The sequence below is a fragment of the Pseudomonas sp. 86_A genome, assembly GCF_017491705.1.
Taxonomy (GTDB): domain Bacteria; phylum Pseudomonadota; class Gammaproteobacteria; order Pseudomonadales; family Pseudomonadaceae; genus Aquipseudomonas; species Aquipseudomonas koreensis.
Map to the genome: position 1 here is coordinate 249,523 of NZ_JAFGYS010000004.1, position 26,684 is coordinate 276,206.

Annotated in this window: 23 protein-coding genes and 1 pseudogene; 4 read left to right on the forward strand and 20 right to left on the reverse strand. The window is 61.4% G+C overall.

Annotated elements, in window-relative coordinates; all coding sequences use genetic code 11:
- The first annotated feature begins 9 nt into the window (after positions 1–9).
- The 3 genes from J5M57_RS08440 to J5M57_RS08450 all read left to right on the forward strand — a co-directional run bounded on the left by J5M57_RS08440 (position 10) and on the right by J5M57_RS08450 (position 3,260).
- Positions 10–1,203 (forward strand): acetyl-CoA C-acyltransferase, encoded by a 1,194-nt coding sequence (locus tag J5M57_RS08440; RefSeq protein ID WP_207849430.1) that lies wholly within the window; start codon positions 10–12, stop codon positions 1,201–1,203.
- A 140-nt stretch (positions 1,204–1,343) separates the two neighbouring features.
- Positions 1,344–2,471: an acyl-CoA dehydrogenase gene (locus J5M57_RS08445; RefSeq protein ID WP_083369153.1), complete on the forward strand. Its 1,128-nt coding sequence runs from the start codon at positions 1,344–1,346 to the stop codon at positions 2,469–2,471.
- Positions 2,472–2,486: 15 nt separating this feature from the next.
- The gene (locus tag J5M57_RS08450) at positions 2,487–3,260 is read left to right on the forward strand and encodes an enoyl-CoA hydratase (RefSeq protein ID WP_064587483.1); all 774 of its coding nucleotides are present in this window, start codon (positions 2,487–2,489) and stop codon (positions 3,258–3,260) included.
- 131 nt (positions 3,261–3,391) lie between these two features.
- Here J5M57_RS08450 and J5M57_RS08455 read toward each other — a convergent pair whose 3' ends face one another.
- From J5M57_RS08455 to argH, 10 genes are all read right to left on the reverse strand, one after another.
- Positions 3,392–4,543: an acyl-CoA dehydrogenase family protein gene (locus tag J5M57_RS08455; protein WP_207871961.1), complete on the reverse strand. Its 1,152-nt coding sequence runs from the start codon at positions 4,541–4,543 to the stop codon at positions 3,392–3,394.
- 3 nt (positions 4,544–4,546) lie between these two features.
- Positions 4,547–5,653, reverse strand: a complete 1,107-nt coding sequence (locus J5M57_RS08460; protein WP_207850046.1) for an enoyl-CoA hydratase/isomerase family protein — start codon at positions 5,651–5,653, stop codon at positions 4,547–4,549.
- A gap of 254 nt (positions 5,654–5,907) precedes the next feature.
- Positions 5,908–6,597, reverse strand: a complete 690-nt coding sequence (locus J5M57_RS08465) for an HPP family protein (protein WP_207850045.1) — start codon at positions 6,595–6,597, stop codon at positions 5,908–5,910.
- A gap of 146 nt (positions 6,598–6,743) precedes the next feature.
- The gene (locus tag J5M57_RS08470; protein WP_207850049.1) at positions 6,744–7,943 is read right to left on the reverse strand and encodes an MFS transporter; all 1,200 of its coding nucleotides are present in this window, start codon (positions 7,941–7,943) and stop codon (positions 6,744–6,746) included.
- Between the two features lie 124 nt (positions 7,944–8,067).
- Entirely contained in the window at positions 8,068–8,970 is a 903-nt protein-coding gene (locus J5M57_RS08475; RefSeq protein WP_207850044.1) for a polysaccharide deacetylase, read from the reverse strand.
- Positions 8,963–9,811: a polysaccharide deacetylase gene (locus tag J5M57_RS08480; protein WP_169841751.1), complete on the reverse strand. Its 849-nt coding sequence runs from the start codon at positions 9,809–9,811 to the stop codon at positions 8,963–8,965. The genes J5M57_RS08475 and J5M57_RS08480 overlap by 8 nt, the downstream gene beginning before the upstream one ends.
- Before the next feature lie 135 nt (positions 9,812–9,946).
- Entirely contained in the window at positions 9,947–10,771 is an 825-nt protein-coding gene (locus J5M57_RS08485; protein ID WP_064587497.1) for an ABC transporter substrate-binding protein, read from the reverse strand.
- Between the two features lie 38 nt (positions 10,772–10,809).
- Positions 10,810–11,574: an amino acid ABC transporter ATP-binding protein gene (locus tag J5M57_RS08490; RefSeq protein ID WP_064587499.1), complete on the reverse strand. Its 765-nt coding sequence runs from the start codon at positions 11,572–11,574 to the stop codon at positions 10,810–10,812.
- Positions 11,575–11,584: 10 nt separating this feature from the next.
- A complete protein-coding gene (locus J5M57_RS08495; RefSeq protein WP_064587501.1) occupies positions 11,585–12,463 on the reverse strand; it encodes an amino acid ABC transporter permease in 879 nt (292 codons plus the stop codon).
- A gap of 151 nt (positions 12,464–12,614) precedes the next feature.
- On the reverse strand, positions 12,615–14,042 hold the full coding sequence (argH, locus tag J5M57_RS08500; RefSeq protein WP_169841749.1) for an argininosuccinate lyase: 1,428 nt from the start codon (positions 14,040–14,042) through the stop codon (positions 12,615–12,617).
- 297 nt (positions 14,043–14,339) lie between these two features.
- On the opposite strand from argH, the gene J5M57_RS08505 reads away from it, so the two are divergent.
- A complete protein-coding gene (locus J5M57_RS08505; RefSeq protein ID WP_207850043.1) occupies positions 14,340–15,305 on the forward strand; it encodes a LysR family transcriptional regulator in 966 nt (321 codons plus the stop codon).
- Here the strand turns inward: J5M57_RS08505 and J5M57_RS08510 are convergent.
- The 10 genes and pseudogenes from J5M57_RS08510 to arnB form a co-directional block, all read right to left on the reverse strand.
- Positions 15,289–15,816: a GNAT family N-acetyltransferase gene (locus tag J5M57_RS08510; RefSeq protein ID WP_207850042.1), complete on the reverse strand. Its 528-nt coding sequence runs from the start codon at positions 15,814–15,816 to the stop codon at positions 15,289–15,291. The two genes, J5M57_RS08505 and J5M57_RS08510, sit on opposite strands and share 17 nt — an antisense overlap.
- A 72-nt stretch (positions 15,817–15,888) precedes the next feature.
- On the reverse strand, positions 15,889–17,487 hold the full coding sequence (locus J5M57_RS08515; protein ID WP_207850041.1) for a glycosyltransferase family 39 protein: 1,599 nt from the start codon (positions 17,485–17,487) through the stop codon (positions 15,889–15,891).
- Positions 17,473–18,863, reverse strand: a pseudogene (locus J5M57_RS08520) (UDP-glucose/GDP-mannose dehydrogenase family protein); the annotation flags it as partial. The gene J5M57_RS08515 and the pseudogene J5M57_RS08520, both read right to left, overlap by 15 nt.
- Positions 18,860–19,273, reverse strand: coding sequence for a 4-amino-4-deoxy-L-arabinose-phosphoundecaprenol flippase subunit ArnF (gene arnF, locus J5M57_RS08525; RefSeq protein ID WP_064587508.1), 414 nt, complete (start codon positions 19,271–19,273; stop codon positions 18,860–18,862). The gene arnF and the pseudogene J5M57_RS08520, both read right to left, overlap by 4 nt.
- Positions 19,270–19,614 (reverse strand): 4-amino-4-deoxy-L-arabinose-phosphoundecaprenol flippase subunit ArnE, encoded by a 345-nt coding sequence (arnE, locus tag J5M57_RS08530; RefSeq protein WP_064587509.1) that lies wholly within the window; start codon positions 19,612–19,614, stop codon positions 19,270–19,272. The genes arnF and arnE overlap by 4 nt, the downstream gene beginning before the upstream one ends.
- Positions 19,611–21,260 (reverse strand): lipid IV(A) 4-amino-4-deoxy-L-arabinosyltransferase, encoded by a 1,650-nt coding sequence (arnT, locus tag J5M57_RS08535; protein WP_207850040.1) that lies wholly within the window; start codon positions 21,258–21,260, stop codon positions 19,611–19,613. Before arnT ends, arnE begins: the two co-directional genes overlap by 4 nt.
- The gene (gene arnD / locus J5M57_RS08540; RefSeq protein ID WP_207850039.1) at positions 21,257–22,141 is read right to left on the reverse strand and encodes a 4-deoxy-4-formamido-L-arabinose-phosphoundecaprenol deformylase; all 885 of its coding nucleotides are present in this window, start codon (positions 22,139–22,141) and stop codon (positions 21,257–21,259) included. Before arnD ends, arnT begins: the two co-directional genes overlap by 4 nt.
- The gene (gene arnA / locus J5M57_RS08545; RefSeq protein ID WP_064587512.1) at positions 22,141–24,132 is read right to left on the reverse strand and encodes a bifunctional UDP-4-amino-4-deoxy-L-arabinose formyltransferase/UDP-glucuronic acid oxidase ArnA; all 1,992 of its coding nucleotides are present in this window, start codon (positions 24,130–24,132) and stop codon (positions 22,141–22,143) included. The genes arnD and arnA overlap by 1 nt, the downstream gene beginning before the upstream one ends.
- Complete coding sequence (arnC, locus tag J5M57_RS08550) at positions 24,129–25,160, reverse strand: undecaprenyl-phosphate 4-deoxy-4-formamido-L-arabinose transferase (RefSeq protein ID WP_207850038.1); 1,032 nt, start codon at positions 25,158–25,160, stop codon at positions 24,129–24,131. Before arnC ends, arnA begins: the two co-directional genes overlap by 4 nt.
- Positions 25,157–26,305 carry a UDP-4-amino-4-deoxy-L-arabinose aminotransferase gene (gene arnB / locus J5M57_RS08555; RefSeq protein WP_207850037.1) on the reverse strand — a complete coding sequence of 383 codons (1,149 nt, stop codon included), beginning with the start codon at positions 26,303–26,305 and terminating at the stop codon, positions 25,157–25,159. Before arnB ends, arnC begins: the two co-directional genes overlap by 4 nt.
- Positions 26,306–26,684: the final 379 nt, after the last annotated feature.

The following is a 26,684-nucleotide window of genomic DNA, read 5'->3' on the forward strand; positions in this document are numbered from 1 at the left end:
GGATTAGTCATGACTATGTCCCACGATCCGATTGTCATCGTCAGCGCCGTCCGCACCCCGATGGGTGGTTTTCAGGGCGAACTGAAAAGCCTCACCGCCCCGCAACTCGGCGCCGCCGCGATCAAGGCCGCCGTTGAACGCGCCGGGGTTGCCAGCGATGCGGTCGACGAAGTCCTGTTCGGTTGCGTATTGCCCGCCGGCCTCGGCCAGGCGCCTGCGCGCCAGGCGGCACTCGGTGCCGGGCTGGATAAATCCACGCGCTGCACCACGGTCAACAAGATGTGCGGCTCGGGCATGGAAACCACCATTCTCGCTCACGACATGCTCTTGGCCGGCAGCGCCGATGTAGTGATCGCCGGCGGCATGGAAAGCATGTCCAACTCGCCGTACCTGCTGGACCGTGCCCGCGCCGGTTACCGCATGGGCCATGGTCGGGTGCTCGATTCGATGTTCCTCGACGGTCTCGAAGACGCCTACGACAAGGGGCGCCTGATGGGCACCTTCGCCGAAGACTGCGCCGAAACCAACGACTTCAGCCGGGAAGCGCAGGATGCCTTTGCCATCGCCTCGACCACCCGCGCCCAGCAGGCAATCAAGGACGGCAGCTTCAAGGCCGAGATCGTCCCGTTGACCGTGACCGTCGGCAAGGAACAGGTGCTGATCAGTCACGATGAGCAGCCGCCGAAAGCCAAGCTGGACAAGGTCGCCTCGCTGAAACCGGCGTTCCGCGAAGGCGGCACCGTGACCGCGGCCAACTCCAGCTCGATCTCCGACGGCGCGGCGGCACTGGTGCTGATGCGCCAGTCGCAGGCGCAGAAACTCGGACTGAAACCGCTGGCGGTGATTCACGGTCACGCGGCGTTTGCCGACACTCCAGGCCTGTTCCCGGTGGCGCCGATTGGCGCGATCAAGAAGCTGACCAAGAAGACCGGTTGGGCGCTGGATCAGGTTGATCTGTTTGAAATCAACGAAGCATTCGCCGTGGTGGCGATGGCCGCGATGACCCACCTGGAAATCCCCCACGACAAACTCAACGTGCATGGCGGTGCCTGCGCGCTGGGCCATCCGATCGGTGCTTCAGGTGCGCGGATTCTGGTGACGTTGCTCTCGGCTTTGCGCCAGAAAGGCCTGAAGCGCGGGATTGCGGCAATTTGCATCGGCGGCGGAGAAGCCACGGCCATGGCCGTGGAGTGCGTTTACTGATTCACGCAGTCCCCTTGTAGGAGTGAGCCTGCTCGCGATGGCGTCGAGTCAGTCAACACTGATTTATATGACCCACCGCCATCGCGAGCAGGCTCACTCCTACAGGGGTTGGCGGTGCGACTGACATTTAAGGATTCACCATGATTCCCAACGAAGACCAAACCCAGATCCGCGACATGGCCCGGCAGTTCGCCGAGGAACGGCTGAAGCCGTTCGCCGCCGAGTGGGATCGTGAGCACCGTTTCCCCAAGGAAGCCATCGGCGAGATGGCCGAGCTGGGCTTTTTCGGCATGCTCGTGCCCGAGCAGTGGGGCGGCTGTGACACCGGCTACCTCGCGTACGCCATGGCCCTGGAAGAAATCGCCGCCGGCGACGGCGCCTGCTCGACCATCATGAGCGTGCACAACTCGGTGGGTTGCGTGCCGATCCTCAAGTTCGGCAACGATGACCAGCGCGAACGTTTCCTCAAGCCGCTGGCCAGCGGCGCCATGCTCGGCGCGTTCGCCCTGACCGAACCGCAGGCCGGTTCCGACGCCAGCAGCCTGAAAACCCGCGCACGGCTGGACGGCGATCACTACGTGCTCAACGGCTGCAAACAGTTCATCACCTCTGGGCAGAATGCCGGGATCGTGATCGTGTTTGCAGTGACCGACCCGAGTGCCGGCAAGCGCGGCATTACGGCGTTCATCGTGCCCACCGATTCGCCGGGCTATAAAGTCGCCCGGGTCGAAGACAAACTCGGCCAGCACGCGTCGGACACCTGCCAGATCCTCTTTGAAGACGTGAAAGTGCCGGTCGCCAATCGTCTGGGCGAAGAGGGCGAGGGCTACAAGATTGCCCTGGCCAACCTTGAAGGTGGCCGCGTCGGCATCGCTTCGCAAGCGGTGGGCATGGCCCGTGCCGCGTTCGAAGCGGCGCGCGATTACGCCCGTGAGCGCGACACCTTTGGCAAACCGATCATCGAGCACCAGGCCGTGGCGTTCCGCCTCGCCGACATGGCCACGCAGATCGCCGTCGCCCGGCAGATGGTGCATTACGCCGCCGCCCTGCGGGACAGCGGGCAGCCAGCGCTGGTCGAGGCTTCGATGGCGAAACTGTTCGCCTCGGAAATGGCCGAGAAAGTTTGCTCGATGGCGTTGCAGACGCTGGGCGGTTACGGTTACCTCAACGACTTCCCGCTGGAACGCATCTACCGCGACGTGCGCGTCTGCCAGATCTACGAAGGCACCAGCGACATTCAGCGCATGGTTATTTCGCGCAATCTCTGACAAGGAATTTTGCCCATGACTTACGAAACGATTCTGCTGGAACACCATGGCCGCGTCGGCCTGATCACCCTCAACCGCCCGCAGGCACTGAACGCGTTGAACGCGCAACTGGTCAGCGAAGTGAACCACGCCCTCGATGGTCTGGAAGCGGATGCGAACATCGGCTGCATCGTCATCACCGGTTCGAAAAAAGCCTTCGCCGCCGGTGCCGACATCAAGGAAATGGCCGAGCTGACCTATCCGCAGATCTACATGGACGACCTGTTCAGCGACAGCGACCGTGTCGCCAACCGGCGCAAGCCGATCATCGCCGCGGTCAACGGCTTCGCCCTCGGTGGCGGCTGTGAACTGGCGCTGATGTGCGACTTCATTCTGGCCGGCGACAATGCCAGATTCGGTCAACCGGAAATCAACCTCGGCGTGCTCCCGGGCATGGGCGGCACCCAACGCCTGACCCGCGCCGTGGGCAAGGCCAAGGCCATGGAGATGTGCCTGAGCGGGCGCCTGATCGATGCGGTGGAAGCCGAGCGCTGTGGCATCGTCGCGCGGATCGTGCCGAGTGATGAGTTGCTCGACGAAGCGCTGAAAGTCGCGGCGGTGATCGCCAGCAAATCGCTGCCGATTGCGATGATGGTCAAGGAAAGCGTCAACCGCGCCTTTGAGGTCAATTTGACTGAAGGCGTGCGCTTCGAGCGCCGGGTGTTCCATGCGGCGTTTGCCACCCAGGATCAGAAGGAAGGGATGGCGGCGTTTGTGGCGAAGCGGGCGCCGGAGTTTACCGGCAAGTAATACTGCTTTCTCACTGACACCATCGCGGGCTTGCTTGCGAAGCTAGTGAGGCAACATCAAAAGATCGCAGCCTTCGGCAGCTCCTACAGGAAAACAGTGTAGGCGCTGCCGAAGGCTGCGATCTTTTGCTTTTACAGCGAGTAGTTCTTCAGCTCCCGCGCAATCACCATCCGCTGAATCTCGCTCGAGCCTTCATAGATCTGGGTAATCCGCGCATCGCGGTAATACTTCTCGACCGGATAGTCCTCCAGATAGCCATACCCGCCATGAATCTGAATCGCCGAGGAGCAGACTTTCTCGGCCATCTCCGACGCGAACAGCTTGGCCTGTGAAGCTTCCGACAGGCACGGTTTGCCCGCCGTGCGCAGGCGCGCTGCGTGGAGGATCATCAAGCGCGCGGCGTTGATTTGCATGTGCATGTCGGCCAGCAGGTTGGCGATGCTCTGGTGCTCATTGATCGGCTTGCCGAACTGGATGCGATCGCGGGAATACATCAGCGCCGCTTCAAATGCCGCCCGGGCGATGCCCAACGCTTGCGCGGCGATGCCGATGCGGCCGCCTTCGAGGTTGGACAGGGCAATCGCCAGGCCTTTGCCGCGCTCGCCGAGCAGGTTGGCCTCGGGAATGCTGCAGTTGTTGAGCGTCACTGCACAGGTGTCGGAGGCGCGGATGCCCATCTTGTGTTCGGTGCGATCGACGATGAAGCCCGGCGTATCGGTGGGCACCAGGAACGCGGAAATGCCTTTCTTGCCCAGGTCCGGGTCGGTTACTGCAAACACGATCGCCAGTTTCGCCCGTTTGCCGTTGCTGACGAATTGCTTGGCGCCGTTGATCACCCATTGGCCGTCGCGCAGTTCGGCGCGAGTGCGCAGGTTGTGCGCTTCGGAACCGGCCTGCGGTTCGGTCAGGCAAAAGCAGCCGATCACCTGACCGCTGGCAAGGTCGGCCAGCCAGGTCCGTTTTTGCTCTTCGCTGCCGTAGTTCATGACCGGGCCGCAACCCACCGAGTTGTGGATGCTCATGAACGCGCCGGTCGCGCCGTCGCCGGCAGAAATCTCTTCCACCGCCAAGGCGTACGCGACGTAATCGACGTAAGTGCCGCCCCATTCCTCGGGCACCACCATGCCCAGCAGGCCCAGTTCGCCCATCTTCGCCACCAGGCCATCGTCGATCCAGCCGGCCTTTTCCCATGCTTGCGCGTGGGGCGCGATTTCGCCACGGGCAAAGTCCCGGGCCATGTCGCGGATCATCACTTGTTCTTCAGTCAGTTCGAGATCGTGCATGGCTCAGTTCCCGCTCTCAGCAAAACCGTGGAAAAAACTTGCGATGTGCCCGGCGTCCAGCGCAGCGAGGGTCGGCGGGTTCCAGCGTGGTGTCTTGTCTTTGTCGATCAGCAGGGCGCGCACGCCTTCGATCAGGTCGCCGCGCTCGAACCACTGGCGGTCCAGATGCAGTTCGAGGGCAAAGCAATATTCCAGGCTCAACTGGCGGCCGCGCCGGAGCATTTCCAGGGTCACCGCCATCGCCAGCGGCGAGCGGGTCTGCAGCAGGTCGGCGGTGGCCGTCGCCCACGCATGGCTGTCGGCAACCGTCACCGCGCGCAGCTGCTCGACGATGCTCGGCACGTCCGGCAGGGCGAAGAAGTGGTCGATGGCCGGACGCAGTGTCTCCAGCGGCGCATCGGCCAAGGTTTGCACGCCGTTTTTGGCGAGCAGGCTCTGCAGGTCCTTGAGCGGCGTGTCGTGCCATTCCAGGTGATCGAGTTGCTCGTCCAGGCTCGGCAGTTTGCTGCTGTCGACGTACCAGTCGGCCAGCCCGCAATACAGCGCATCGGCCGCACGAATCTGCACGCCACTGACGCCCAGATAAATCCCCAGTTCGCCGGGAATCCGCGAGAGGAAATAGCTGCCGCCGACATCCGGGAAATAACCGATGGCCACTTCCGGCATTGCCAGACGACTCTTCTCGGTCACCACCCGCAGATCCGCACCCTGCACCAGGCCCATGCCGCCGCCGAGGACGAAACCGTCCATCAACGCCAGCACCGGTTTGCGGTAGTGATGAATCGTCAGGTCGAGGGCGTATTCCTCGACGAAGAAATCTTCGTGCAGCGTGTCACCGTTTTTGAAGCTGTCGTACAGCGAACGGATATCGCCGCCGGCGCAGAAAGCCTTTTCCCCGGCACCGCGCAACACCACGGCGTGCACACTGGCGTCAGCGGCCCAAGCGTCGAGTTGGCGCTGCAACTGACGAACCATGTCGAGGGTAATGGCGTTGAGACCGGCGGGGCGATTGAGGGTCAGGTGACCGATGTGATTGCGAACCTCGGCCAGCACTTGGTTTTGCGTGGCATCCATGGACGTTGTCCGCGGGGATGAAGCCTGAGCAGTCATCACTAACTCCCTGCTTTTATTGTCTTTATTCGAGAAGCTCGCGCGCGAGCGTTGACGGATCGTAACAGTGCAAATTTGCCATGTACAACCGGGATATGTGCAGGGGGAGTTTGCGTTTTTGCAGCAGGTTGCGGATTGCCTTTGTGGCGAGGGAGCTTGCTCCCGCCGGGCTGCGAAGCGGCCCGACACCGAGGGTTTACGACTGCTGCGCAGCCGAGCGGGAGCAAGCTCCCTCGCCACAGAGATTCAGGTGCTTATCGGGTGAAAACTTCACCGATGCTGCGCCGTTTGGCGTGCAGTTCGCTGGCATGAATCAGTTGTTCGAGATCTTCAGGGGTGACATCGATAAACGCTTCCATGTCAGCCAGGGCCAGTTTCAAGTCAGCGGCAGTGATCGCCTGAGTATCCACCGGTTCCAATGCCGGCGCTGGCTCGGCCGGGCGTTTCGGGTAGCGGATGCGCGTCAGGTTGTTGTAGGCCAACGCGCTGAGCAGCATGCACGCGGCGGCGAGCATCACTGGCTCCATGGCTTTCCAGTCGAGAGCGAGGGTGGCGGGATCGGCCAGCACCAGCGTCAGCGCGAGCGCACCGGCGGGTGGGTGCAGGCAGCGCAACCAGCACATCAGGATCAGCGCCATGCCTGCCGCCATGCACGCACTGCCCAGCGTTCGGCCCAGCACGTGGGCCACCAGCAACGCGACAACGCTGGCGCACAGGTAGCCGCCGATGATCGACCAGGGCTGAGCGAGGGCGCCAGAAGACACGGCAAACAGCAACACGGCTGAGGCGCCCAAAGGCCCGATCAGGTGGTACGCAACCTCGATGCCGAACACCTGACTGCACGCCCAGACGCTGAACAAGGTGCCCAGCGCCATGCCGATGGCGGCGCGGCTCCATTCGGTGGGGCGGGTGTTGATAGCGGCGGGCAACCAGCGAGCGAGCATGTGAATCGGGTCCTTGCGGTAAATTCGGGGCAAAAAAAAGGACTTGTCCGTTTCGGAAAGTCCTCGAAGTGTTCCAACTATTGGGGGAGGAACGCGCACAGTGTGCCGTGCAAACTCGATGCTGACAAATTCATATTAATGCTGCTTCAGTGCATTATTTTTGATGCTAATGCTGCGCGTCTTCCGCTCATGAAGCACAAAAACCCACCCATCGCGGTCAATCCGCTCAATGCATAGAACATCGTCGGTGCCGGGGTGTGCATCAGCAAAAAACCACAGATCACCGGACTTAGCGCACCGCCCAGCGCCGCCAGATTCTGCGCCCCGTAATAGCTGCCGCGCAGTTCTTCTGGGGCCAGGGTGTCGACGAACAAAAACTCCGAGGGATAAATGATCATTTCGCCAAGGGTGAAAATGAACATTGCAATGCACCAGGTGAGCAGGCTGTTGGACAGACTGAAACCGATCAAGCCCAGGATGAACAGACTGGTGCCGGCAGCGATCCAGTAGCGCAACTTCTCGCGACTGAGAAAGCGCCCGATCTGGTATTGCAGCAGGATCACCGTGATCGCGTTGCAGGCAAGCAGGGCCGCCATGGTCTGCAGGGCGTTCTTCGAATCTTCGGTCACCAACAGGTATTGCGACAGGTACAGGGTGAAGCGCCCGTGCACCACGGTGCTGAGCAGGCAACCGCAGGTGAACATGATCAGCGTGCGGTCGTTTTTCAGGGTGATCAGGGTTTTCAGAAAGCTCTGCGGTTGGCCAATGGCGGTCACCGGGTTGGAATCCCTGGGAATCCCGCTCATCAGGAACACGCTGCCAAAGGCGATCGCGGCGGCGATCAGGAACGGCGCAATCGGATAGACCCCGGCAATCACCACGCCGAGCATCGGCCCGGTGGCGTAACCGATATTGGTCAGTGTATAGCGCAGGGAAAACGCCTTGGCCCGCTGACTCATGGGCAGGTTTTCACTGAGGATCGCCTTGGAGCCGATAAGGAACAACGCCGACGCGGTTTCGGTGATGATCAGGGTGACGGTGGTCAGGTAAAGATTCTGGGCGAAGGTCAGCAGGACAAATCCCACGGCGCTGGACAGCATGGCGAGAATCAGCAACCGGCGCTTTTCCAGACGATCGATGATGTAGCCGCCATACAGCGCGAGCAGGGTCGCGATGAACACCGCGATGCCCAGCAACAGGCCGACATCCTGCTGATTGAGGCCAAGTTTGTTGCTCAGGAACAGGGTGAGCAGCGGACTGGTGATGGCGCGGCTGACCACAATTGTCAGCGAGACGATCATCAGGCGGCGGATAACGAGCGAGTAGGTGGCCACGGTGGGGCGAATGTCCTTATTCAGTTGTTTTTCATTCGGCTGGGCAGGGTGTCGCTTCCATCGCTGGCAAGCCAGCTCACACAAGGATCTACAGTGCCCACAAAGGTCATGTCAACGCTGTCGAGGATGTGCCGGGTCATACGAGGTAATCCCGATAATGCCGTTCATAGACCGACGCCGGATGATCGGCGTCGATTGCCTGCGCCGATTGCGCCCACCACTGCGCAATCTCGGCGCCGCTGGCGATCCACACATCGTCATGCTTTTGAATGCCCTGCAGCAATTCGCGCAACACGCCGATGCGCCCCGCAGTGGCGATGATTTCCGGGTGCAGGCGCAGCAGGTAACACAGACCGAAACGGTGAAACCCGGCGAAGTCCATCTGCAGGTTGCCCAAGGTGTGGCTGTAGGAGGCGATGCGTGATTGCGCCGGCGGCACTGCCGGGCTCAGGTTGAAGGCGAAGTACGGCTCGTCTTCCAGTTCATAATGCAGCGGCAGCTCGATGACCTCCGGGGCAGTCGGATGAGCAAACGGCAAGTCGTCACCGCGCCACGAAGACGACCAGCCAATACCGTGTTCGCGCAAGGCTTCGATGAACCCGGGCGCGCCATTCCCGGCCGGAACGCGAAAACCGCGCGGACGTTCGCCGGTCAGGGCCTGGAGCGCGGCGATGCCTTTGGCGACTTCAGCAGTTTGTGCCGCGAGGTCGAGGTGGTCGTAGTCCTGATGCCGATAGCCGGCGCAGGCGATTTCATGGCCGCCCGCCTGAATCGCGGCGATGTGTTGCGGGTTTTCTTCGGCGACGATACCCGGGACGAACCAACTGCTGGTCACGCCCAGTTCCCTGAATAATCCGAGTAAACGCTCGACCCCGCGCTGCGTGCCGTAGCGCCAGACCGACAGGGTCTTGTCGCGCCCGGCCACTTCCGGGGCCTGGGTCAGGATGCCGTGAATGTCGTTGTAGTCGACGGTCAGCACCACCGCGCAGCGCTTGCCGTTGGGCCAGACTTGATTGGGTGAAGCGTCGTAATCAGCCATGGTGATGCTCCTTCAGCCACCAGCGGGCGACATCGCGGCAGGTGGCGAACCACACGTCATCGCGTTGGCGCATGTGTTCGAAGAGTTGTTCCAGCAACAGGATACGTCCCGGTTTGCCGGTGATTTTCGGGTGGAACAGGGTGGTCAGGCACAAGCCTTCGTCCATGGCGCCGTCGTACTCACGTTGCCAGTTGTCGAGGGTCAGTGCGTAACTGGCGGTACGATCCAGGCCTGAAGGAAAATTCGGCGCGCGGGTGTAGGCGAGGGAGGCATAGTCGTCCATTTCCCAGCGGCCGGGGATTTCCACCAGCGGCGTGCTATGGCCGGGGACATTGACCAGATAGGGGCGATCATCGCCGCGCATGCTGCTTGAATAGATGACACCCGCGTCAGCGAGCATCGCCGGGGTTTCTGCACGCCAGTCGCCGGAGGGCGTGCGAAAGCCTTCGGCGCGGATGTGCAGGTGTTGCCAGAACACGTCCCTGGATTTCGCCATCACGGCTTGCTGTTGTTCCAGCGTCAGGGCGTAGAAGGATTCGTGCTTGTAGCCGTGATAGGCCACTTCATGCCCGCGCTCGACAATCGCCTGACACTGTTTCGGCCAGTTTTCCACGACCCAGGCCGGGACGAAGAACGTGGTCGGCAGATGAAACGCGTCGAGCAGATCGAGCAGCCGGGGCAGGGCGCGGTAAGGGCCGTAGCCACCGAAGCCGAAGTATTCCGGCTGGTGCCAGATCGAACCGTTGAGCATGGCATCGCCGGTCGGGCCGTCGAGGTCGAAGGCCAGGGCCAGGCAGGCTTTGTGGGGTCCGGGCCAGGTGGGTTGGGGTGAGGAGGACATCACAGCGCTCCGATACTCATGGGAAAACACCGAGAAGGCTGCGATCTGGGACGCAGAGCGTCCTTGGCTGCGTTCCCACGCAGAGCGTGGGAACGATCAATCAAAAGATCGCAGCCGGGTATCAATGGCGAAGCATCACTTGCCGGCGTTGATCGTCACTTCCTTGATCGCGCCCAGTTCCAGATCCCACTTCTTCAGGATCGCGTTGTAGCTGCCGTCGTCGACCATGCTTTGCAACGCGACTTTCACCGCTTCGCTCAACTCAGGCTTTTTCTTGCTCACGCCCAGCCCGGTGAACTGCACCGTGATCGGCTGGCCGACCGTCTTGTACATGTCCTTTTCCTGGGTCTTGAGGTACGACAGGGTCTCGCTGCCCTGCATCGCCGCGTCGATCCGGCTCTGGCGCAGTTGCGCACGGGCGTCGGCCGAGCCCTCGGTGCCGATCACGTTGATCGGCGGTTTGCCCGCCGCCTCACAGTTGGCCTTGCTCCACGCGGCGATTTCCGCCGGGAACGTGGTGCGCCGGCTGGTGCCGACTTTCTTGCCGCACAGGTCGATGATCTCGTTGGTCGCCGCGTTCTTCTGCAGGGTGTAGAACTGCGGGCCACTGGTGAAGTAGTCGACGAAGGTCACGCTGGCCTGACGCTCGGCGGTATCGGTCATGCCCGACAGCACCAGGTCGACGCGGTCGGTGGTCAGCGCGTTGATCATTTGTTCGAAGCCGGTTTCCTGCCATTTGATCTTCACCCCCAGACGCTCGGCCAGAGCATTGCCCAGGTCATAGTCCAGGCCGGTGAGGGTATTGGTGGCCGGGTCCTTGAAGTCCATCGGCGGATAGTTGGGCATGATCGCCACCACGATCTCGCCTTTTTCCTTGATGCCGGCCGGCAATTCGGCGGCCACGGCGAAACCGCAAGACATGACGGAAGCAAGTACAGCGGGGATAACAAAATTCTTCATGGTCGTTCTCTTATGCATGTTGTGGCACCAAGCGGTGCTTAGGTTCGAACGGCAGAAATGAAGCTTTGGGTGCGCGGGTTTTGCGGACTTATTAGAATTTCTTCGGGGCTTCCAGCCTCCACGATCTGTCCGCCGTCCATGAACACCATGCGATTGGAAACCTCGCGGGCAAAGCCCAGTTCATGGGTGACGACGATCATGGTCATGCCGGTCTGCGCCAGATCGCGCATCACCGACAGCACCTCACCGACCAGTTCCGGGTCGAGTGCCGAAGTGGGTTCATCGAACAGCATCAGCTTCGGGCGCATGGCCAGTGCGCGGGCGATGGCGACCCGTTGCTGCTGACCGCCCGAGAGTTCGATCGGGTAGCTGTCACGCTTGTCGGCCAGGCCAACGCGGGCCAGCAATTCCAGGGCTTCTTCGTGCGCTTCCTTGGGGGAGCGCTTGAGCACCTGGCACGGGCCTTCGATGATGTTTTGCAGCACAGTCATGTGCGGGAACAGGTTGAAGCGCTGGAACACCATGCCGGTGGCCAGGCGCTGGCGGGCGATCTGCGACTCGTTGAGCTCGTGCAGCTTGTTGCCGACGACGCGGTAGCCGACCAGTTCGCCGTCGACCCACAGGCCGCCCTTGTCGATCTTTTCCAGCTGGTTGACGCAGCGCAGCAGGGTGCTCTTGCCCGAGCCGGACGGGCCGATGATGCACAGCACCTCACCTTGCTCGACTTCGATGTTGATGTCCTTGAGCGCGTGGTACTGGTCGTAATACTTGTTCAGGCTGACGGCCTTGACGATGCTTCTCATGTTCGACTCCTCAAGAACGCTTGCCGGCGCCGCGAGCGAAACGACGCTCCAGACGGCTTTGACCGAAGGACAGCACAGTGACGGTGGCCAGGTACCAGATGCCGGCAACGATCAGCAGCTCCATCACGCGGGCGTTGGCGTAGTAGATGTTCTGGGCGTTGTAGAGCAGTTCCGAGTACTGGATCACGCTCGCCAGCGAGGTCATCTTGACCATGCCGATGAATTCGTTGCCGACCGGCGGAATAATGATGCGCATGGCCTGCGGCAGGATGATCCGGCGCAGCGCCTGCAGACGCGGCATGCCGATCGACTTGGCCGCTTCGTACTGCCCGGTGTCCACCGACAGCAGGCCGGCGCGCACCACTTCAGCGGTGTAGGCGCCCTGGTTGATGCTAAGGCCAAGCAGCGCTGCGACGAACGGGGTCATCAGGCTCACGGTGTCGAGTTCGAACAGGCCGGGAATGCCGATGGTGGGAAAAATCAGCGCCAGGTTGAACCACAGCAGCAGTTGCAGGATCAGCGGTGTACCGCGGAACAGCCAGGTGTAGGTCAGCGCCACGTAGCGCAGGATCGGATTGGCCGACATGCGCATGATCGCTGTGATCACCCCGAACACGATACCCAGCGCCATCGCCAATACGGCCATGATGATGGTGTTGAACAGGCCCCACATGATCGCCTGGGAAGTCAGGAACTGGCCGATGTACGACCATTCGATCTTGCCTTCGGCGAAGGCGCGCACCAGCCCGATGAGGGCGATCACAATCACCGTGGCGAAGAAAATCCGTCCGTAATAGCGGCGTGGCACATGCTGGTATTGGGTGATATCGAACTGGTTTTCCGCCAGTTTGCGCTCCGCCTGGAGTCGCTCTGCCTGAGTCTGGCTCATGGTGTTTCTCCGAACTGTTGTTTCAAATCCAACACATTCCACTTGTAGGCCTTCGCCTGCTCGCGATTGCGATAGCCCATGCAACATTGGTGTGGCTGACCCACCGCTATCGCGAGCAGGCTCGCTCCCACAGGGTTTGGCGTTGACGGCTTCAGAGGCGGAAGCCCTGATAGTTTTCGGTCCATTGCTGTTGCGCGGCGAGCGCGGTTTTCAAGCGGCCGATCTGTTCGCGCACCTGTTGCGGCGCGGTCCCGCCCCAGCCACTGCGCGCGGCAATGGCCGCTTCCAGCGTGAGGCTGTCGCGTACATCAGCGCTCAGACGCGGATCGATCTCGGCCAGCAGCGCCGGCGTGGCTTCCCACAACTCGATGCCGTGCTTCTCGCAGGCCTGTACCAGCGCGCCAGTGATTTCGTGCGCTTCCTTGAACGGCACACCGCGCACCGCCAGCCAGTCGGCGACTTCGGTGGCGAGGGTGAAACCGAGCGGCGCCTGGCGCCGCAGCTCTTCAACATTGACGGTCATGGTCGCGACCATCCCGGCCATCGCCGGGAGCACCAGCAGCAAGGTGTCGACACTGTCGAGCACGCCGTTCTTGTCCTCGCTCAGGTCGCGGTTGTACGACAGCGGCAGCGACTTGAGCGTCGAGAGCAGGCCGGTCAGGTTGCCGATCAAGCGCCCGGCCTTGCCCCGCGCCAGTTCGGCGATGTCCGGGTTTTTCTTCTGCGGCATGATCGAACTGCCGGTTGCATAGGCGTCGTCCAGGTCGACCCAGCGGAACTGGCGCGACGACCACAGGCAAAACTCTTCGGCAAGCCGCGAGATGTTGATCCCGAGCATGCTGGCGATGAACAGGAATTCGGCGACGTGATCACGGCTGGCGACGGCGTCGATGGAGTTCTCGCAGACCCCGGCATACCCCATTTCCCTGGCCGATTGCTGCGGCTGGCGAGCGATGGCGGAGCCGGCCATGGCCGCGGCACCCAGTGGCGACAGCGAGGTGCGGACGTCCCAATCGACCAGACGCTGGACATCACGCAGCATCGATTGCGCGTGGGCCAGCAAGTGATGGGCAAAAACGATCGGTTGCGCCTGCTGCAAGTGAGTAAAACCGGGGCAGATGCTTTCGACGTGCTGCTCGGCCTGCTGCACCAGCGCCTGTTGCAGCGCCAGAACCTCGACCGCCAGGGTGCGCACATGGTCACGCAGAAACAGACGCAGGTCGTTGGCCGTCTGGTCGTTGCGTGAACGACCGGCGCGCAGCTTGCCGCCCAGCGCGCCGAGTCGCTCGGTGAGCAGGCGTTCGATGAACGTGTGCACGTCTTCGTCATCCAGCGTCGGGGCAATGCTGCCGGCGCGGAAGTCGGCACCGATGGCGTCCAGCGCGGCGAGCATGGTCCGGGTTTCCTGTTCGGTGAGCAGGCCGGCGCGTTGCAGTTCACCGGCATGAGCCTTGGAGCCGGCGAGGTCGTACGGGGTCAGGCGGAAATAGCGCTCGGGGCAACGGGACAGCGCCGCCAGGGCAGCGGACGGGCCGCTCTTGAATCGGGCGCCCCAAAGACGGTCGGTGGGTTGAGACATTTGTTGTTTTCCTCGTCGGTAACGCGAACTGAAATCGGTGTGCATGACCTGCGAATTCCGGCTGAACAATCAGCGGACGGATTCAGGCCAAGCAGTTTTCAAGAGGGCAGTTGCAATGTCGCGAGAGCTGATCGAAGTGTCAGCTTTTAATGTTTGTCGATCAGTGAGTTGGAACTGATGTTCGGGATTTTCTGGCAGTTGCCAAGCCGAGTTTTCTGTGATCATTATTATTAGTCGGCGATGTTTTTGTTGTTGGACACAGATTGTTGAACATTGCGCCAGAGGTAAATCAGCATTATGGAAACCCCACTTTCCAATTCCGGAAACCCGCCACCGAAAACCGCACATCGCGCGCCGCTGGCGCTGAGTGGCCTGGACTTCAAACTGCTCAAGGTGTTCAAGGCGGTGGTTGAGGCTGGAGGCTTCAGCGCGGCGCAAAATGAGCTGAACGTGGGCCTTGCGGCAATCAGCAAACAGATTTCCGACCTGGAAATTCGTATCGGCATGCGCTTGTGCACCCGTGGGCGCGAGGGCTTTCACCTGACCGAAGAAGGGCGTCTGGTGTATCAGGCGTCAATTGATCTGTTTGCCTCTGTCGATAACTTTCGCGACCGCCTTAGTTCCGCACAAAACGAACTTATCGGGGACTTGGGGGTGGGCGTAATCGACAATACGATCAGCGATCCTAATTCACCGTTAGTTGCAGCGTTGAAGAAGCTGAATGAAGAGTCGCCGAAAGTAAGATTTCAACTTCAGGCGTCACAACTGGATGAAGTTGAAAGAGGTGTAGTCGAGGGACGCCTGGTGGCCGGCATTGTTCCGGTTTATCAACATCGAGAAGAGTTTGATTATTACCCGCTGTACGAGGAACGCTCGCAAGTTTACTGCGCGCTCGGCCACCCGCTGTTCGACATGCCGCAGACGCAATTGAGCGGTGATGTGCTGCAGGAATACGAGTGCGTCAACCACCGCTACGCGATCCACCGCGACAAACTCAACTATGCGCGCTACGACAGTTTTTCCGCCTCTGCCACTCAGGTCGAGGCGGTGGCATTGCTGATCAAGACCGGGCGTTTCGTGGGTTTTCTGCCCGAGCATTACGCCGCAACACTGGTCGCCGCCGGACAGTTTCGTGCGGTGTTGCCGGAGCGGATTCACATCGTTACGCCGTTCAATCTGATCCTGCGTCACAACACGGTGCGCAGTCCGCTGGTCAAAGCGTTTGCCCAGGCCCTGGGGGTCAATCTCAAGGCTGCGGTTTGAATTGAAGATGCATGGCGCAGCGCCGTTCAATGGGCAATCCGTGAGCTGCGTCGCTGTTTAATGCATCGACTAAATGCGCCGGTGTTGCTTGTGGGGTTAACCGGCTAAAGCCCATTCGTTGATAAAACGGTGCGTTCCACGGCAGATCAGAAAATGTTGTCAGCGTGACGGCGCAAAGTTGCTGCCGGTCAGCGTGCTCAATGGCCATCAACAACAACTTGCGCCCGATTCCCTGGCCCTGAAAGTGTTGGCTGACGGACAGTTCCTCGATATGCAATTGGTTGTCGACTTCCACCGCCCGCAGAAATCCGCCAAGTTGCTGATCAGTGAGTTCGGCCACCCACACCCAAGCGCTGCAGATTGCCTGCAAGTGCTGTTCGGCGTCGGGTACAGGGGCCTCGGCAAGCCAGGCGAGGCCGGGGTCCAGGCGAAACAGCTCGGCGGCCGAGCGTTCGATGGCGGGGAGGGCGGCGGCATCACTTGGCCGGGCCCGGCGTACAACAAAACTCATGGTGACGAAATCCTTGTAGGCGCTGCCGAAGGCTGCGATCCAAAAGCAAAAGATCGCAGCCTTCGCCAAGCTCTACAAGGGTTTCACGTACAACAGCACGTAATCGTTCTTGTCGAAGCGTCCCGCCAACACCGGTTGCAGACCGGCCAGCGACGTACCTTGCAGCGATTGCTGGTCCTTGCTGTCCATCATCAGCCAGGCAGGGCCCCTGATGGCTTCAAGTTGCTGCACCGTTTCGGTGAACTGTGGTTGCAGGTCCTGCTCGACGTTGACCATGAACTTGATCGCCTTGGCGTCTTTGCCCATGCCGTGCAGCACCAGCGGTGCCGGGTTCTGTTGCACCTGCGCGAACGCGGCGCGGCTGAACGCCTGCGTGTCGTACAGGCGCCGCTCCACCGGTTCGAACACCGCGGCATACACCGTCCACAACGCCAGGACCGAGCACAACGCCAACACTTCGGCACGCCAGCGCGGGACCCACAAACGCCACAGTGCGAGCAATTGCAGGACGCCGAGCACGATCAGCACCAGCGTGAGGCCGTTGAGTTGTTCGTGAAACCGGCGCCGGGCAACCAGCAGCGCCACCATCAGCAGCCCCGGCGTCAGCAGCCACAGCGTTTGAATCACGCCACGCAATACGCGGAACACCCGCCCGTGCAGGACCTGGAACGGGTACGCCGCAATGATCGCCGCCATCGGCAGCATCGGCAGCAGGTAACGCGCCTTTTTCGCCTGCGGAATCGACAGGCCGACCATCACGATCAACCCGGCGGCCGCGCAGTACTGGACCAGACGCAACGCCGGCCCACGCTGATGCGGTTTGCTCAGCCAGGTCGCGGCCAGGGCCAGGATTGCCAGCGGGTACGCCAATGCGTAGTTGCCCATGGAACTGGTGAAGTAATACAGCGAACCGCTGACGCCTTCAGTGCCGTCCATGCGCCCCATGAACTGCATGCGGATCACGTCCTGCAGGAACGCTTCGCCACCGCTGAGTTTCGCCAGCCACAACAGCAGGCCGACACACGCTGCGAGTAACACGGAAGCAATCACGCCGAACACGAACAGGCGGTTCCACTCACGGTTGAGCAGGTAGTAACTGCAGAGCATGCCGGTCGGCACCACCAGGCCGATGGGCCCGCGAATCCCGAAGCCCAACAGCAACAGGAGAAAAATCAGCGGCCAGCGACGGCGCGAGCCGAAGTGGTCGTGCGCATAGCCCAGGTAAAACACCGACAGCGCCACGGCGGCGAGCATCAGGTCTTGCGACACCGCGCGCACTTCGGTGACGAAAGTGCTGGTGAGCATCAGCAGCGCAATGCTGATCAATGCCCAGCGCTGCGAATGCACCGCCAGCAAGCGGTACATCAAGGTCACGATCACCGCGCCGGCAATCGCGCTGGGCAGCCACGCGGTCAGGGTGTTGACCGCGCCGAAGGGCAGCGACAACAACCAGATGAACAGCGTCGAAAGCGCCGAATAGTCAGCGTACGGCTGGCCGTAGGTGGTGGGGAATACTGTCGGCCCGTGCCTCAACATCTCTTGGGCAAACAGCACGAAACGTGAATCGAAGCCAATGGGAGCCTGTCCGTAAACCCCGGCGATAAACAACAGCAGTGCCAGCAGCCCTGCGATCAGGGACTGCCGGCGGATGACAGGCGACAACGTAATCAAGCGACGTCCGCAGTGTTGGGCCACTGCTGCAGCGGCATCGGCAGTTTGCGCGAATCACCACGGCCGATCGGGAAGTACTTGAAGCCGTTGCGCGCCAGACGCTCGGCGTCGTACAGGTTGCGGCCGTCGAAGATCACCGGGGCTTTCAGACGCTGCTCGATCAAGTCGAAATCCGGCGCCTTGAACTGTTGCCATTCGGTGCAGATGATCAGCGCGTCGGAACCTGCGAGCACCGATTCCGGGGTGCCCATCAGCATCAGTTTTTCTTCGTTCGGGTACAGATGCTGGGTTTCCTGCATCGCTTCCGGGTCGAACGCGCGAACACTGGCGCCGGCGGCGAACAGCGAATCGAGCAGCACGCGGCTCGGTGCGTCGCGCATGTCGTCGGTGTTCGGCTTGAACGCCAGGCCCCACAGGGCGAAGGTCTTGCCGCGCAGATCACCTTTGTAGAACGCATTGATGCGGTCGAACAGCTTGTGCTTCTGCCGCTCGTTGATCGCTTCGACCGCTTGCAGCAGGTCGCTGGAGCAATGCGCCTGCTCGGCACTGTGGATCAGCGCGCGCATGTCTTTCGGGAAACACGAACCGCCATAACCGCAGCCCGGGTAGATGAAGTGGTAACCGATGCGCGTGTCGGCACCGATGCCCTGACGGACCGATTCGATGTCGGCGCCCAGGTGTTCGGCCAGTTCGGCGATCTGGTTGATGAAGCTGATTTTGGTCGCCAGCATGCAGTTGGCGGCGTATTTGGTCAGCTCGGCGCTGCGCAGGTCCATGAACATGATGCGGTCGTGGTTGCGGTTGAACGGCGAGTACAGGTCGCGCATCACGTCTTGCACTTCGTCACCTTCACAGCCGATGACGATGCGGTCCGGACGACGGCAGTCGGACACTGCCGAACCTTCCTTGAGGAATTCCGGGTTGGAGACGATATCGAATTGCAGTTCACGACCGGCCTTGTCCAGCGCAGCCTGAATGTGTGCGCGCAGGGTGTCGCCGGTGCCGACCGGTACGGTGGATTTCTCCACCAGGATCAGCGGCTGCTCACGGTGGCGCGCCACCGCATCACCCACCGACAGCACGTATTTCAGATCGGCCGAGCCGTCTTCGCTGGACGGTGTACCGACGGCGATGAACGCCACGCGACCGTGTTGTACGGCGAGTTTTTCATCGGAGGTGAAATGCAGGCGGCCGGAGTCCAGGCCTTCGCGCACCAGGCTCGACAGACCCGGCTCGAAGATGCTGACGTGCCCCTGGCGCAGCAGCTCGACTTTCTTCTGATCGATGTCCATGCACACGACGTCGTGACCGACTTCGGCCAACACGGCGGCCTGCACCAGGCCAACATAACCGCTACCAAATACTGTGATTTTCATGGAGCACTCCTGAATTCGGGCGCACGAGACGGACGAGTGTTAATAGTGATGACCCCGAGCATGACCAGTGCCACGCCCAGCGATTTAGTGAAACTGAAGGATTCGTTGAACAGCGGCAGACTGGCCGCCAGCAGGTACACCAGCGCGTAGCTGATGCTCAACAGCGAATAAGCCCGGCCCAGCGGCAGATCACGCAAGGCCGCGAGCCAGCAGAGCATCGACAGCGCGTAGGCGAAAATCGCCGCCGCCACCACTGCCAATGCCGTCAGATCAACACTGCCGGCGCTCAGCGCCGCCAGCCATTGTTCCGGTTGCGGAAGGCGCGTCATGCTCCAGCGCATGCCCAGTTGGGCACTGCTGACCAAACCCACGCTGGCCAGAGCAAAACCGATACCCCGTGCTTTGCTCATGACTGTTGCCCCAGCAAAACCACGCCGCCGATCACCAGTGCCACGCCCAGCCAATGCTGGCGGTCAATGGGCTCGCGAAAGACGAAGCGGGCGATCAGGGTGATCAGCACGAAGTTGAGGCTGAGCATCGGGTAAGCGATGCCCACTTCAAGACGCTGCAACACCAAAAGCCAGACCAACAGCCCGCTGCCGAGAGAAAACAGCGCCAGCCACAACCACGGCGAACGCAGTTTGTCGGCCCAGGACGACTCGACACCGCGCCAGCTTTCCACGGCGAATTTCTGCGCGACTTGCCCAAGGCAGGTCAGCAGGCACGCCGTCAGTAACAGCAACCCACTCATGACGGATCCTTGGGCAGCACCATGATCACCAGATTGCCCGATTCGTAACGGGTGCCGTCCTTGGGCAGCAGGTCCAGCTCTTCGAGCTCGTCCTGGCCCTTGACGCGCATCAGCACACCGACCGCTCCGCTGCGGCGCGCTTCACGTACCCATTGTTGAACCGTGTCTTTGGTGATCCGGCGTGCAGCGCCTTCCGGGTAGGAGAGACCGTACTTGAGTTCGCCGACCGTGTTGTACAGCGCGACCTCCGGTTGTTTCATGCGCCAGGCCAATGCCGCCGCCGCGCCCAGATCGTTGCTCAGCAGGTGTGTGGCGTCGGCCAGTTCAGTGACGTGATGACGGATGAACTGATCCGGGGTTTTGTTCGCCACCACCGATTTGGGCAACGCCGCCGGCAGGATCCCGGCCAGCAACAGACTGCCCAGCGCCGGCGCCGCCCAGCATTGCAGCGGCAGGAACGCTTGGGCGAGGTTGGCGATGATCCAGCCGATCAGGGCAATGAACACCAGCACCAGGCTGTGCAGCTCGTGGTCGTACACCGGTTTGTTCAATTGCAGGTAAACCAGTGCAATCAGTGTGACCACGCCCAGCAGCAGGTTCAGCAGACCGTTGATTCCCAGCGCCCGACCTTGCTCCAGACGCAAACGATCGGCCAGCGCATTGCCCAGCAGCAGCGCCATCGGCAACAGGCACGGCAGGATGTAGGTCGGCAGCTTGCCGTTGCTCAGGCTGAAAAAGCCCAGCGGCAGCAACAGCCACAACAACAGGAACACCATCTTCGGCTGGGCACGGGTTTGCCAGGCTTGCTTGAAGGCCGTCGGCAACAGACCGACCCACGGCAGGCTGAACGCGACCAGCAGCGGCAGGTAGAACCACCACGGCGCATCGTGCTGCGCATCGTCCCCGGCAAAGCGGCGGATGTGTTCATGCCAGAAGAAGAACCGCCAGTAATCCGGTTCCTGCGCGTGCACCGCCAGTGCCCATGGCAGGCTGACGATGATTGCGATGGCGACCGCCACCGGACCGAACACCAGCAGTTCGCGCCAGCGTTTCTGCCAGAGCATCCACGGCAGCGCGATCAGTACCGGCAGCAACCAGGCGAGAAAGCCCTTGGTCATGAAGCCCATGCCACAAGCCAGCCCCAACAGCGCCCAGGCGCCCAGACGTTGTCCGGTGCTTTTGCCGTCGAGCGCAAACCACAGCGCCACCAGACTCAGGTTGACCCAGAAGGTGAACTGCGGATCGAGGTTGGCGTATCCAGCCTGGCCGGCGACCACGGTGAAGCTCATGTAGAGCAGGGCGCAGACGAAGCTCTTGCGCGGGTCGTTCCATAACCGGCGCGCGACCAGATAGGCCAGCAGCACACTCAACGCGGTGCTGAGGGCCGAGGCGAAGCGCACGCCGAACAGGTTCTGCCCGAACAATTCCTGGCCGATGGCGATCATCCAGTAGCCGGCAATCGGTTTTTCGAAGTAACGCAGGCCCATGAAATGCGGCGATACCCAGTTGCCGCTCAGCAGCATGTCCTGGCTGATCTGTGCGTAACGGGTTTCGTCGGGGATCCACAGGCCATGGGTGCTCAACGGCAACAGATAGGCCAGCAGACAAAGTCCGACCAACAACGGCAGTGCCCAGCGTTTGGTCATGCGCCTTGCACTCCCAGCCAGCCTTCACGGCCTTCGAGCGCACCGCGTTGCACGCGGCCCACGGGCAAGGTGTTGAAATACTCGGGCAGCAAGTTGCCCAAGGGTTGGAAGTCAATGTGGCGCTGGCGTGCATCGGCCAGCAATTGACGAAAGTCCTGAGCCATCAGAATCCCTTCTACTTCGGCATGAATGGTGTAGACGTTGAGTGCTTGCGGCCGGAACCGGTCGAGGATGAAGGCGTTGAAGTCCTTCGCCGCCACCTGCGGGCCGACGACTTCGTCGAAGGTCGGCAGGTCCACTGGAATCTGCGGCGTACCCGGCGTGCCGTCCGCCAGCAGCGGACGGAACAGGCTCTGCCCACGGCAATCGCTGTTGTAGCGAAAGCCGAAGGCCTGCTTGGCCTCGATCACGCGCTCGTCCGCACGCCAACCGGCGGCGGCCGAACACTGGATCTTTTCACCGAGAATGTCGCTCAACGTGTCGACGCCGCGACGGATCTGTTCGATCAGTTGCGCGTCGCTCCAGCGCCCGGCACTGGCCTGCCAGCCATGGTGATCCCAGGCGTGCAGGCCGACTTCATGGCCGGCGTCCCGGGCCTGACGCATCAGGTGCCCGAGATCGCGGCCAATCGGTTTGCCCGGCCAGGCGGTGCCGGCCAGCAGAATGTCCCAGCCGTACAGGCCGGCAGCGTTGGAGCGCAGCATTTTCCAGAGGAATTGCGGGCGGATCAGGCGCCACAGATGCCGGCCCATGTTGTCCGGGCCGACACTGAAGAAAAACGTTGCCTTGACCTGCGCCTCGTCGAGCATCTCCAGCAGCCGCGGCACACCTTCACGGGTGCCACGGTAGGTGTCGACATCGATACGAAGACCTGCCTGCATTACTTCTTGTCCGCGATTTCGAGCATGGCTTCACGCAGGAAGAAGTCCAGGGTGTTGCCGATGGTCTCGCGCATTTCCACGGTCGGCTCCCAGTTCAGCAGTCGCTTGGCGTTGGCAATGCTTGGCTTGCGGTGTTCCACGTCCTGGTAACCGGCACCGTAGAACGCCTTGCTTTCCACGTCGCGGAAACCGGCGAACGGAGGGAAGTTGTGACGCAGCGGATGCGCTTCGAACTGACGCAGCAGCTCTTCGCCCAACTGACGGATGCTGGCTTCGTTGTCCGGGTTGCCGATGTTGATGATCTGGCCGTTGCAGACGTCGTTGTCGTTATCGATGATGCGCGCCAGTGCTTCGACGCCGTCAGCGATGTCGGTGAAGCAGCGCTTCTGCTCGCCGCCGTCGAACAGACGGATTGGCGTGCCTTCGACCAGGTTGAGGATCAGTTGTGTGATGGCGCGGGAGCTGCCGATACGCGCCGAATCCAGACGGTCCAGACGCGGGCCCATCCAGTTGAACGGACGGAACAGGGTGAAGTTCAGCCCCTTGGCGCCGTAAGCCCAGATCACGCGGTCCAGCAGTTGCTTGGAAACCGAGTAGATCCAGCGCTGCTTGTTGATCGGACCAACGATCAGGTTCGAGCTGTCTTCGTCGAAGTTCTTGTCCTGGCACATGCCATAGACTTCCGAGGTCGACGGGAAGATCACGCGCTTGTTGTACTTGACGCAGTAGCGAACCAGTTTCAGGTTCTCTTCGAAGTCCAGTTCGAATACGCGCAGCGGGTTGCGGGTGTATTCGATCGGGGTGGCGATGGCCACCAGTGGCAGGACCACGTCGCACTTCTTGATGTGGTACTCGATCCACTCGGAGTGAATGCTGATGTCGCCTTCGACGAAGTGGAAGTTCGGGTGGCTGCGCAGACGCTCGATGGCGTCAGAGCCGATGTCCAGACCGTAGACTTCGTAGCGGTCGTCACGCAGCAGGCGCTCGGACAGGTGGTTACCGATGAAGCCGTTGACCCCGAGGATCAGCACGCGAGTACGACGTGGCGCACGGCCCGATTCAGCACCGCGCAGCAGCGAGCCATCCACCAGACCGAGTTCGTTGGCCAGTTGCGGGCCGCTCAGGTACAGGCCGTTGTCGTTGCGCTGACCGGCGTTGATCACCAGCGAGTCTTGACCGCAGGCAATGCGCAGCGGATCGACGCTGATCACGCGGCCAGGCGCCTGGCCTTCGTTGCCCTTGACGACCTCGGCGCTCCAGACGATCAGCTTGTGCTCGCCCACGGCGCAGAAGGCGCCCGGGTAAGGGCGGGTCACGGCGCGCACCAGGTTGAACAGTTCTTCGGCCGGTTTGGCCCAGACCAGTTTGCCGTCCGCTGGAGTGCGGCGACCGAATACGGTGGCCTTGGATTCGTCCTGCGGGGTTTCGGTGATCTTGCCTTGCAGCATGTTCGGCAGGGTGTCGCGCAGCAGGTCGCTGGCGGCGGTGCGCAGTTTGGCGTGCAGGGTCAGGCCGGTGTCGCTGCGCTCGATGGCAACGCGCTGCTGGGCAACGATGGCGCCGGCATCAGCGCGCTTGACCATGCGGTGCAGGGTCACGCCGGTTTCAGTTTCGCCGTTGACCAGCACCCAGTTCGCCGGGGCGCGGCCACGGTAGCGTGGCAGCAGCGAACCGTGCAGGTTGAACGCACCTTTTTTCGCCAGGGCCAGCAGTGGCTCGCTCAGCAGGTTGCGGTAGTAGAAGGAGAAAATGTACTCCGGGTCCAGCTTGGCGATGCGCTCGATCCACAGCGGATGGTTGGCGTCTTCCGGCGCGTGTACCGGAATGCCTTTGTTGGCGCACAGCTGTGCAACCGACGCATAGAACGCGTTTTCTTTCGGATCATCGGCGTGAGTGAACACTGCTGCAATGTCGTAGCCGCTGTTGAGCAGGGCTTCAATGCCGGCGCAGCCAATATCGTGGTAGGCGAAGACAACAGTTTTTGCACTCATGAGAGAACCTGATCGGAAGTGGAAGAATTAGCGGTAGAAGAAAGACCATCAACGGTGACGGCAGGGGCCGGTTCAGCCGGCTGGCTGCGCAACACCTTTTCGATGAAGAAACGTGGGCGGGCGCGCACATCGCTGTACATGCGGCCCAGGTATTCACCCAGCAGGCCCATGCCGATGAACTGACCACCGGTGAACACGAACAGCACGGCGAACAGCACGAAGGTGCCGTCACCGGCCCATCCGGCACCGAACGCCAGACGCAGAATGATCAGCGCCGCGGCGAACAGCACACCCAGCCCGGCCATGGCGAAGCCGACAATGCTCAGCAGGCGCAGCGGGGTGGTGGTCATGCAGGTGACCAGATCGAACATCAGGTTGATCAGGCGCATCGGGCTGTATTTCGAGTCGCCATGTTCACGCTCGGCGTGGGCTACGACGATTTCGGTGGTGTGACGGGCGAAGCTGTTGGCCAGGATCGGGATGAACGTGCTGCGCTCGCGGCAGGCGAGCATCGCGTCGATGATGGTGCGGCGGTAGGCGCGCAGCATGCAGCCATAGTCGCTCATGGCGACGCCGGTGGAGCGCTGCACGGCGAGGTTGATCAGTTTCGACGGGTAGCGGCGCAGCGCCGAATCCTGACGGTTGCCACGCACGGTGCCGACCACGTCGTAGCCTTTTTCAGCCTCGGCGACCAGCCGTGGAATTTCTTCCGGCGGGTTCTGCAGGTCGGCGTCGAGGGTGATCACCACGTCGCCTTTGCACTGTTCGAAACCGGCCATGATCGCCGCGTGCTGGCCATAGTTGCGGTTGAGGATCACCGCCACGAACGGGCTGTTTTCACGCCCGGCGGCTTCTTCGAGCATGTTCGCCGATTCGTCGCGGCTGCCGTCGTCGACCAGCACGATTTCAAAATCGTGTTTCAGCTGGCGGCAGGCCGCCTCGGTACGGCGCAGCAGTTCAGGCAGGCTTTCCTGTTCGTTGTAGACCGGGATGACGATCGACACGCTACGGATTGGATAAGGTTTCACAGGCGGTTTTCCATGATTTGTGCGATGGCACCGACCACGCGATCAAGGTCTTGATCGGTCATGTCGGGGAACAGCGGAATCGAGCACAGCCGCGCCGAGTTCCATTCGGTGTTGGGCAGATACAGGTCGGGGTCACGCTGGCGATACCAGGTGTGCAGGTGGGTGGCGATGAAATGGATACCGGTGCCGATGCCCTGATCCTGCAACGCCTTCATGAACGCTTCGCGGTCCATGCCGCAACGCTCGCTGTCGATGCGCAGGATGAACAGGTGCCAGGCGTGTTGCTGGGCGTAGGCGGGCAGGGCCAGTGGTTGCACCGGCAGGCCTTCGAACTTTTGCAGGTAGGCGGTGGCCAGTTCGGTGCGACGGGCGTTGATTTCATCCAGGCGCTGCAACTGCACCAAGGCAATCGCGGCGTTGATGTCGGCCAGGTTGTATTTGAAGCCCGGCTCCATCACTTGCGCCTGCGGCTTGCGGCCGCCGGTCAGGCGATCATAGGCATCGACGCCCAGGCCGTGGAATTTGAGCATGCGCACGCGGCTGGCGAGGGCTTCGTCGTCGGTGACGAACATCGCGCCTTCGGCACAGGTCATGTTCTTGATCGCGTGGAAGGAAAAAATCGCCGTGCCTTGCGAACCGACGTGACGCCCCTTGTAGCGGGTGCCGGCGGCGTGGGCGGCGTCTTCGATGACCGCAATGCCGTGTTTGTCGGCCAAGGCATACAGGGGATCGAGATCGAACGCGGCACCGGCATAGTGCACCGGGATGATTGCCTTGGTCCGCGGGGTGATGGCCGCTTCGATGCGCGCAGCGTCGGTCATCAGCGTGTCGCGGTCGACATCGACGAACACCGGTTTGGCGCCCAGCAGGGAGATCATGTTGGCGGTCGAGACCCAGGTCTGCGACGGGGTGATGACTTCGTCGCCCGGGCCAATGCCGAGCGCGAGCAAGGTGATGTGCATCCCGCCGGTTGCCGAAGACAAGGCCACCGCATGTTTGCAACCGACATACTGCGCAAACTGCTCTTCGAGTGCCTGGTTTTTCGGCCCCGTCGTGATCCAGCCCGAGCGCAACACCTGCTCGACGGCGGCAATTTCCTCATCGCCAATACTTGGGCGGGAGAAGGGGAGAAACGCCTGACTCATGGGCACCTCATTGCAAAAAAAATAAAGGATGGACTCACGGATTCGTTGGATCCAACCTCAGCGTAGACACAGAAAAGCGCTCCTGCATCAATAACTTGGCAAAAAAAGCATGACGTCGGGGATAGATTGACTTTTCACGATTTGCCCGGCAGGTTGGGGCATAGCCACTACCGAACCTATGGGAATTAAGGTTATGCCGGTTTTTGTGAAAGGAACATGAAAAACCGGTGGGCGAATCGTTTATCTGTCACTTATACAGCCGCTGTTCAGGCTTCTGCCGTCCATCGTGGTTTTTAGTCAGCCGGTACAGCCCAAGTACCTTCTTTACTTCAAGTACATTGCATTTGTTAGTTGTTGTAGTGCTGTACATTTTTTACTC

Coding starts and splice junctions, on each gene's coding strand:
- J5M57_RS08440 (WP_207849430.1), top strand. CDS start 10: ATGACTATGTCCCACGATCCGATTGTCATCGTCAGCGCCGTCCGCACC.
- J5M57_RS08445 (WP_083369153.1), top strand. CDS start 1,344: ATGATTCCCAACGAAGACCAAACCCAGATCCGCGACATGGCCCGGCAG.
- J5M57_RS08450 (WP_064587483.1), top strand. CDS start 2,487: ATGACTTACGAAACGATTCTGCTGGAACACCATGGCCGCGTCGGCCTG.
- J5M57_RS08455 (WP_207871961.1), bottom strand. CDS start 4,543: ATGCACGATCTCGAACTGACTGAAGAACAAGTGATGATCCGCGACATG.
- J5M57_RS08460 (WP_207850046.1), bottom strand. CDS start 5,653: ATGACTGCTCAGGCTTCATCCCCGCGGACAACGTCCATGGATGCCACG.
- J5M57_RS08465 (WP_207850045.1), bottom strand. CDS start 6,597: ATGCTCGCTCGCTGGTTGCCCGCCGCTATCAACACCCGCCCCACCGAA.
- J5M57_RS08475 (WP_207850044.1), bottom strand. CDS start 8,970: ATGGCTGATTACGACGCTTCACCCAATCAAGTCTGGCCCAACGGCAAG.
- J5M57_RS08480 (WP_169841751.1), bottom strand. CDS start 9,811: ATGTCCTCCTCACCCCAACCCACCTGGCCCGGACCCCACAAAGCCTGC.
- J5M57_RS08485 (WP_064587497.1), bottom strand. CDS start 10,771: ATGAAGAATTTTGTTATCCCCGCTGTACTTGCTTCCGTCATGTCTTGC.
- J5M57_RS08490 (WP_064587499.1), bottom strand. CDS start 11,574: ATGAGAAGCATCGTCAAGGCCGTCAGCCTGAACAAGTATTACGACCAG.
- J5M57_RS08495 (WP_064587501.1), bottom strand. CDS start 12,463: ATGAGCCAGACTCAGGCAGAGCGACTCCAGGCGGAGCGCAAACTGGCG.
- argH (WP_169841749.1), bottom strand. CDS start 14,042: ATGTCTCAACCCACCGACCGTCTTTGGGGCGCCCGATTCAAGAGCGGC.
- J5M57_RS08505 (WP_207850043.1), top strand. CDS start 14,340: ATGGAAACCCCACTTTCCAATTCCGGAAACCCGCCACCGAAAACCGCA.
- J5M57_RS08510 (WP_207850042.1), bottom strand. CDS start 15,816: ATGAGTTTTGTTGTACGCCGGGCCCGGCCAAGTGATGCCGCCGCCCTC.
- arnF (WP_064587508.1), bottom strand. CDS start 19,273: ATGAGCAAAGCACGGGGTATCGGTTTTGCTCTGGCCAGCGTGGGTTTG.
- arnE (WP_064587509.1), bottom strand. CDS start 19,614: ATGAGTGGGTTGCTGTTACTGACGGCGTGCCTGCTGACCTGCCTTGGG.
- arnT (WP_207850040.1), bottom strand. CDS start 21,260: ATGACCAAACGCTGGGCACTGCCGTTGTTGGTCGGACTTTGTCTGCTG.
- arnD (WP_207850039.1), bottom strand. CDS start 22,141: ATGCAGGCAGGTCTTCGTATCGATGTCGACACCTACCGTGGCACCCGT.
- arnA (WP_064587512.1), bottom strand. CDS start 24,132: ATGAGTGCAAAAACTGTTGTCTTCGCCTACCACGATATTGGCTGCGCC.
- arnB (WP_207850037.1), bottom strand. CDS start 26,305: ATGAGTCAGGCGTTTCTCCCCTTCTCCCGCCCAAGTATTGGCGATGAG.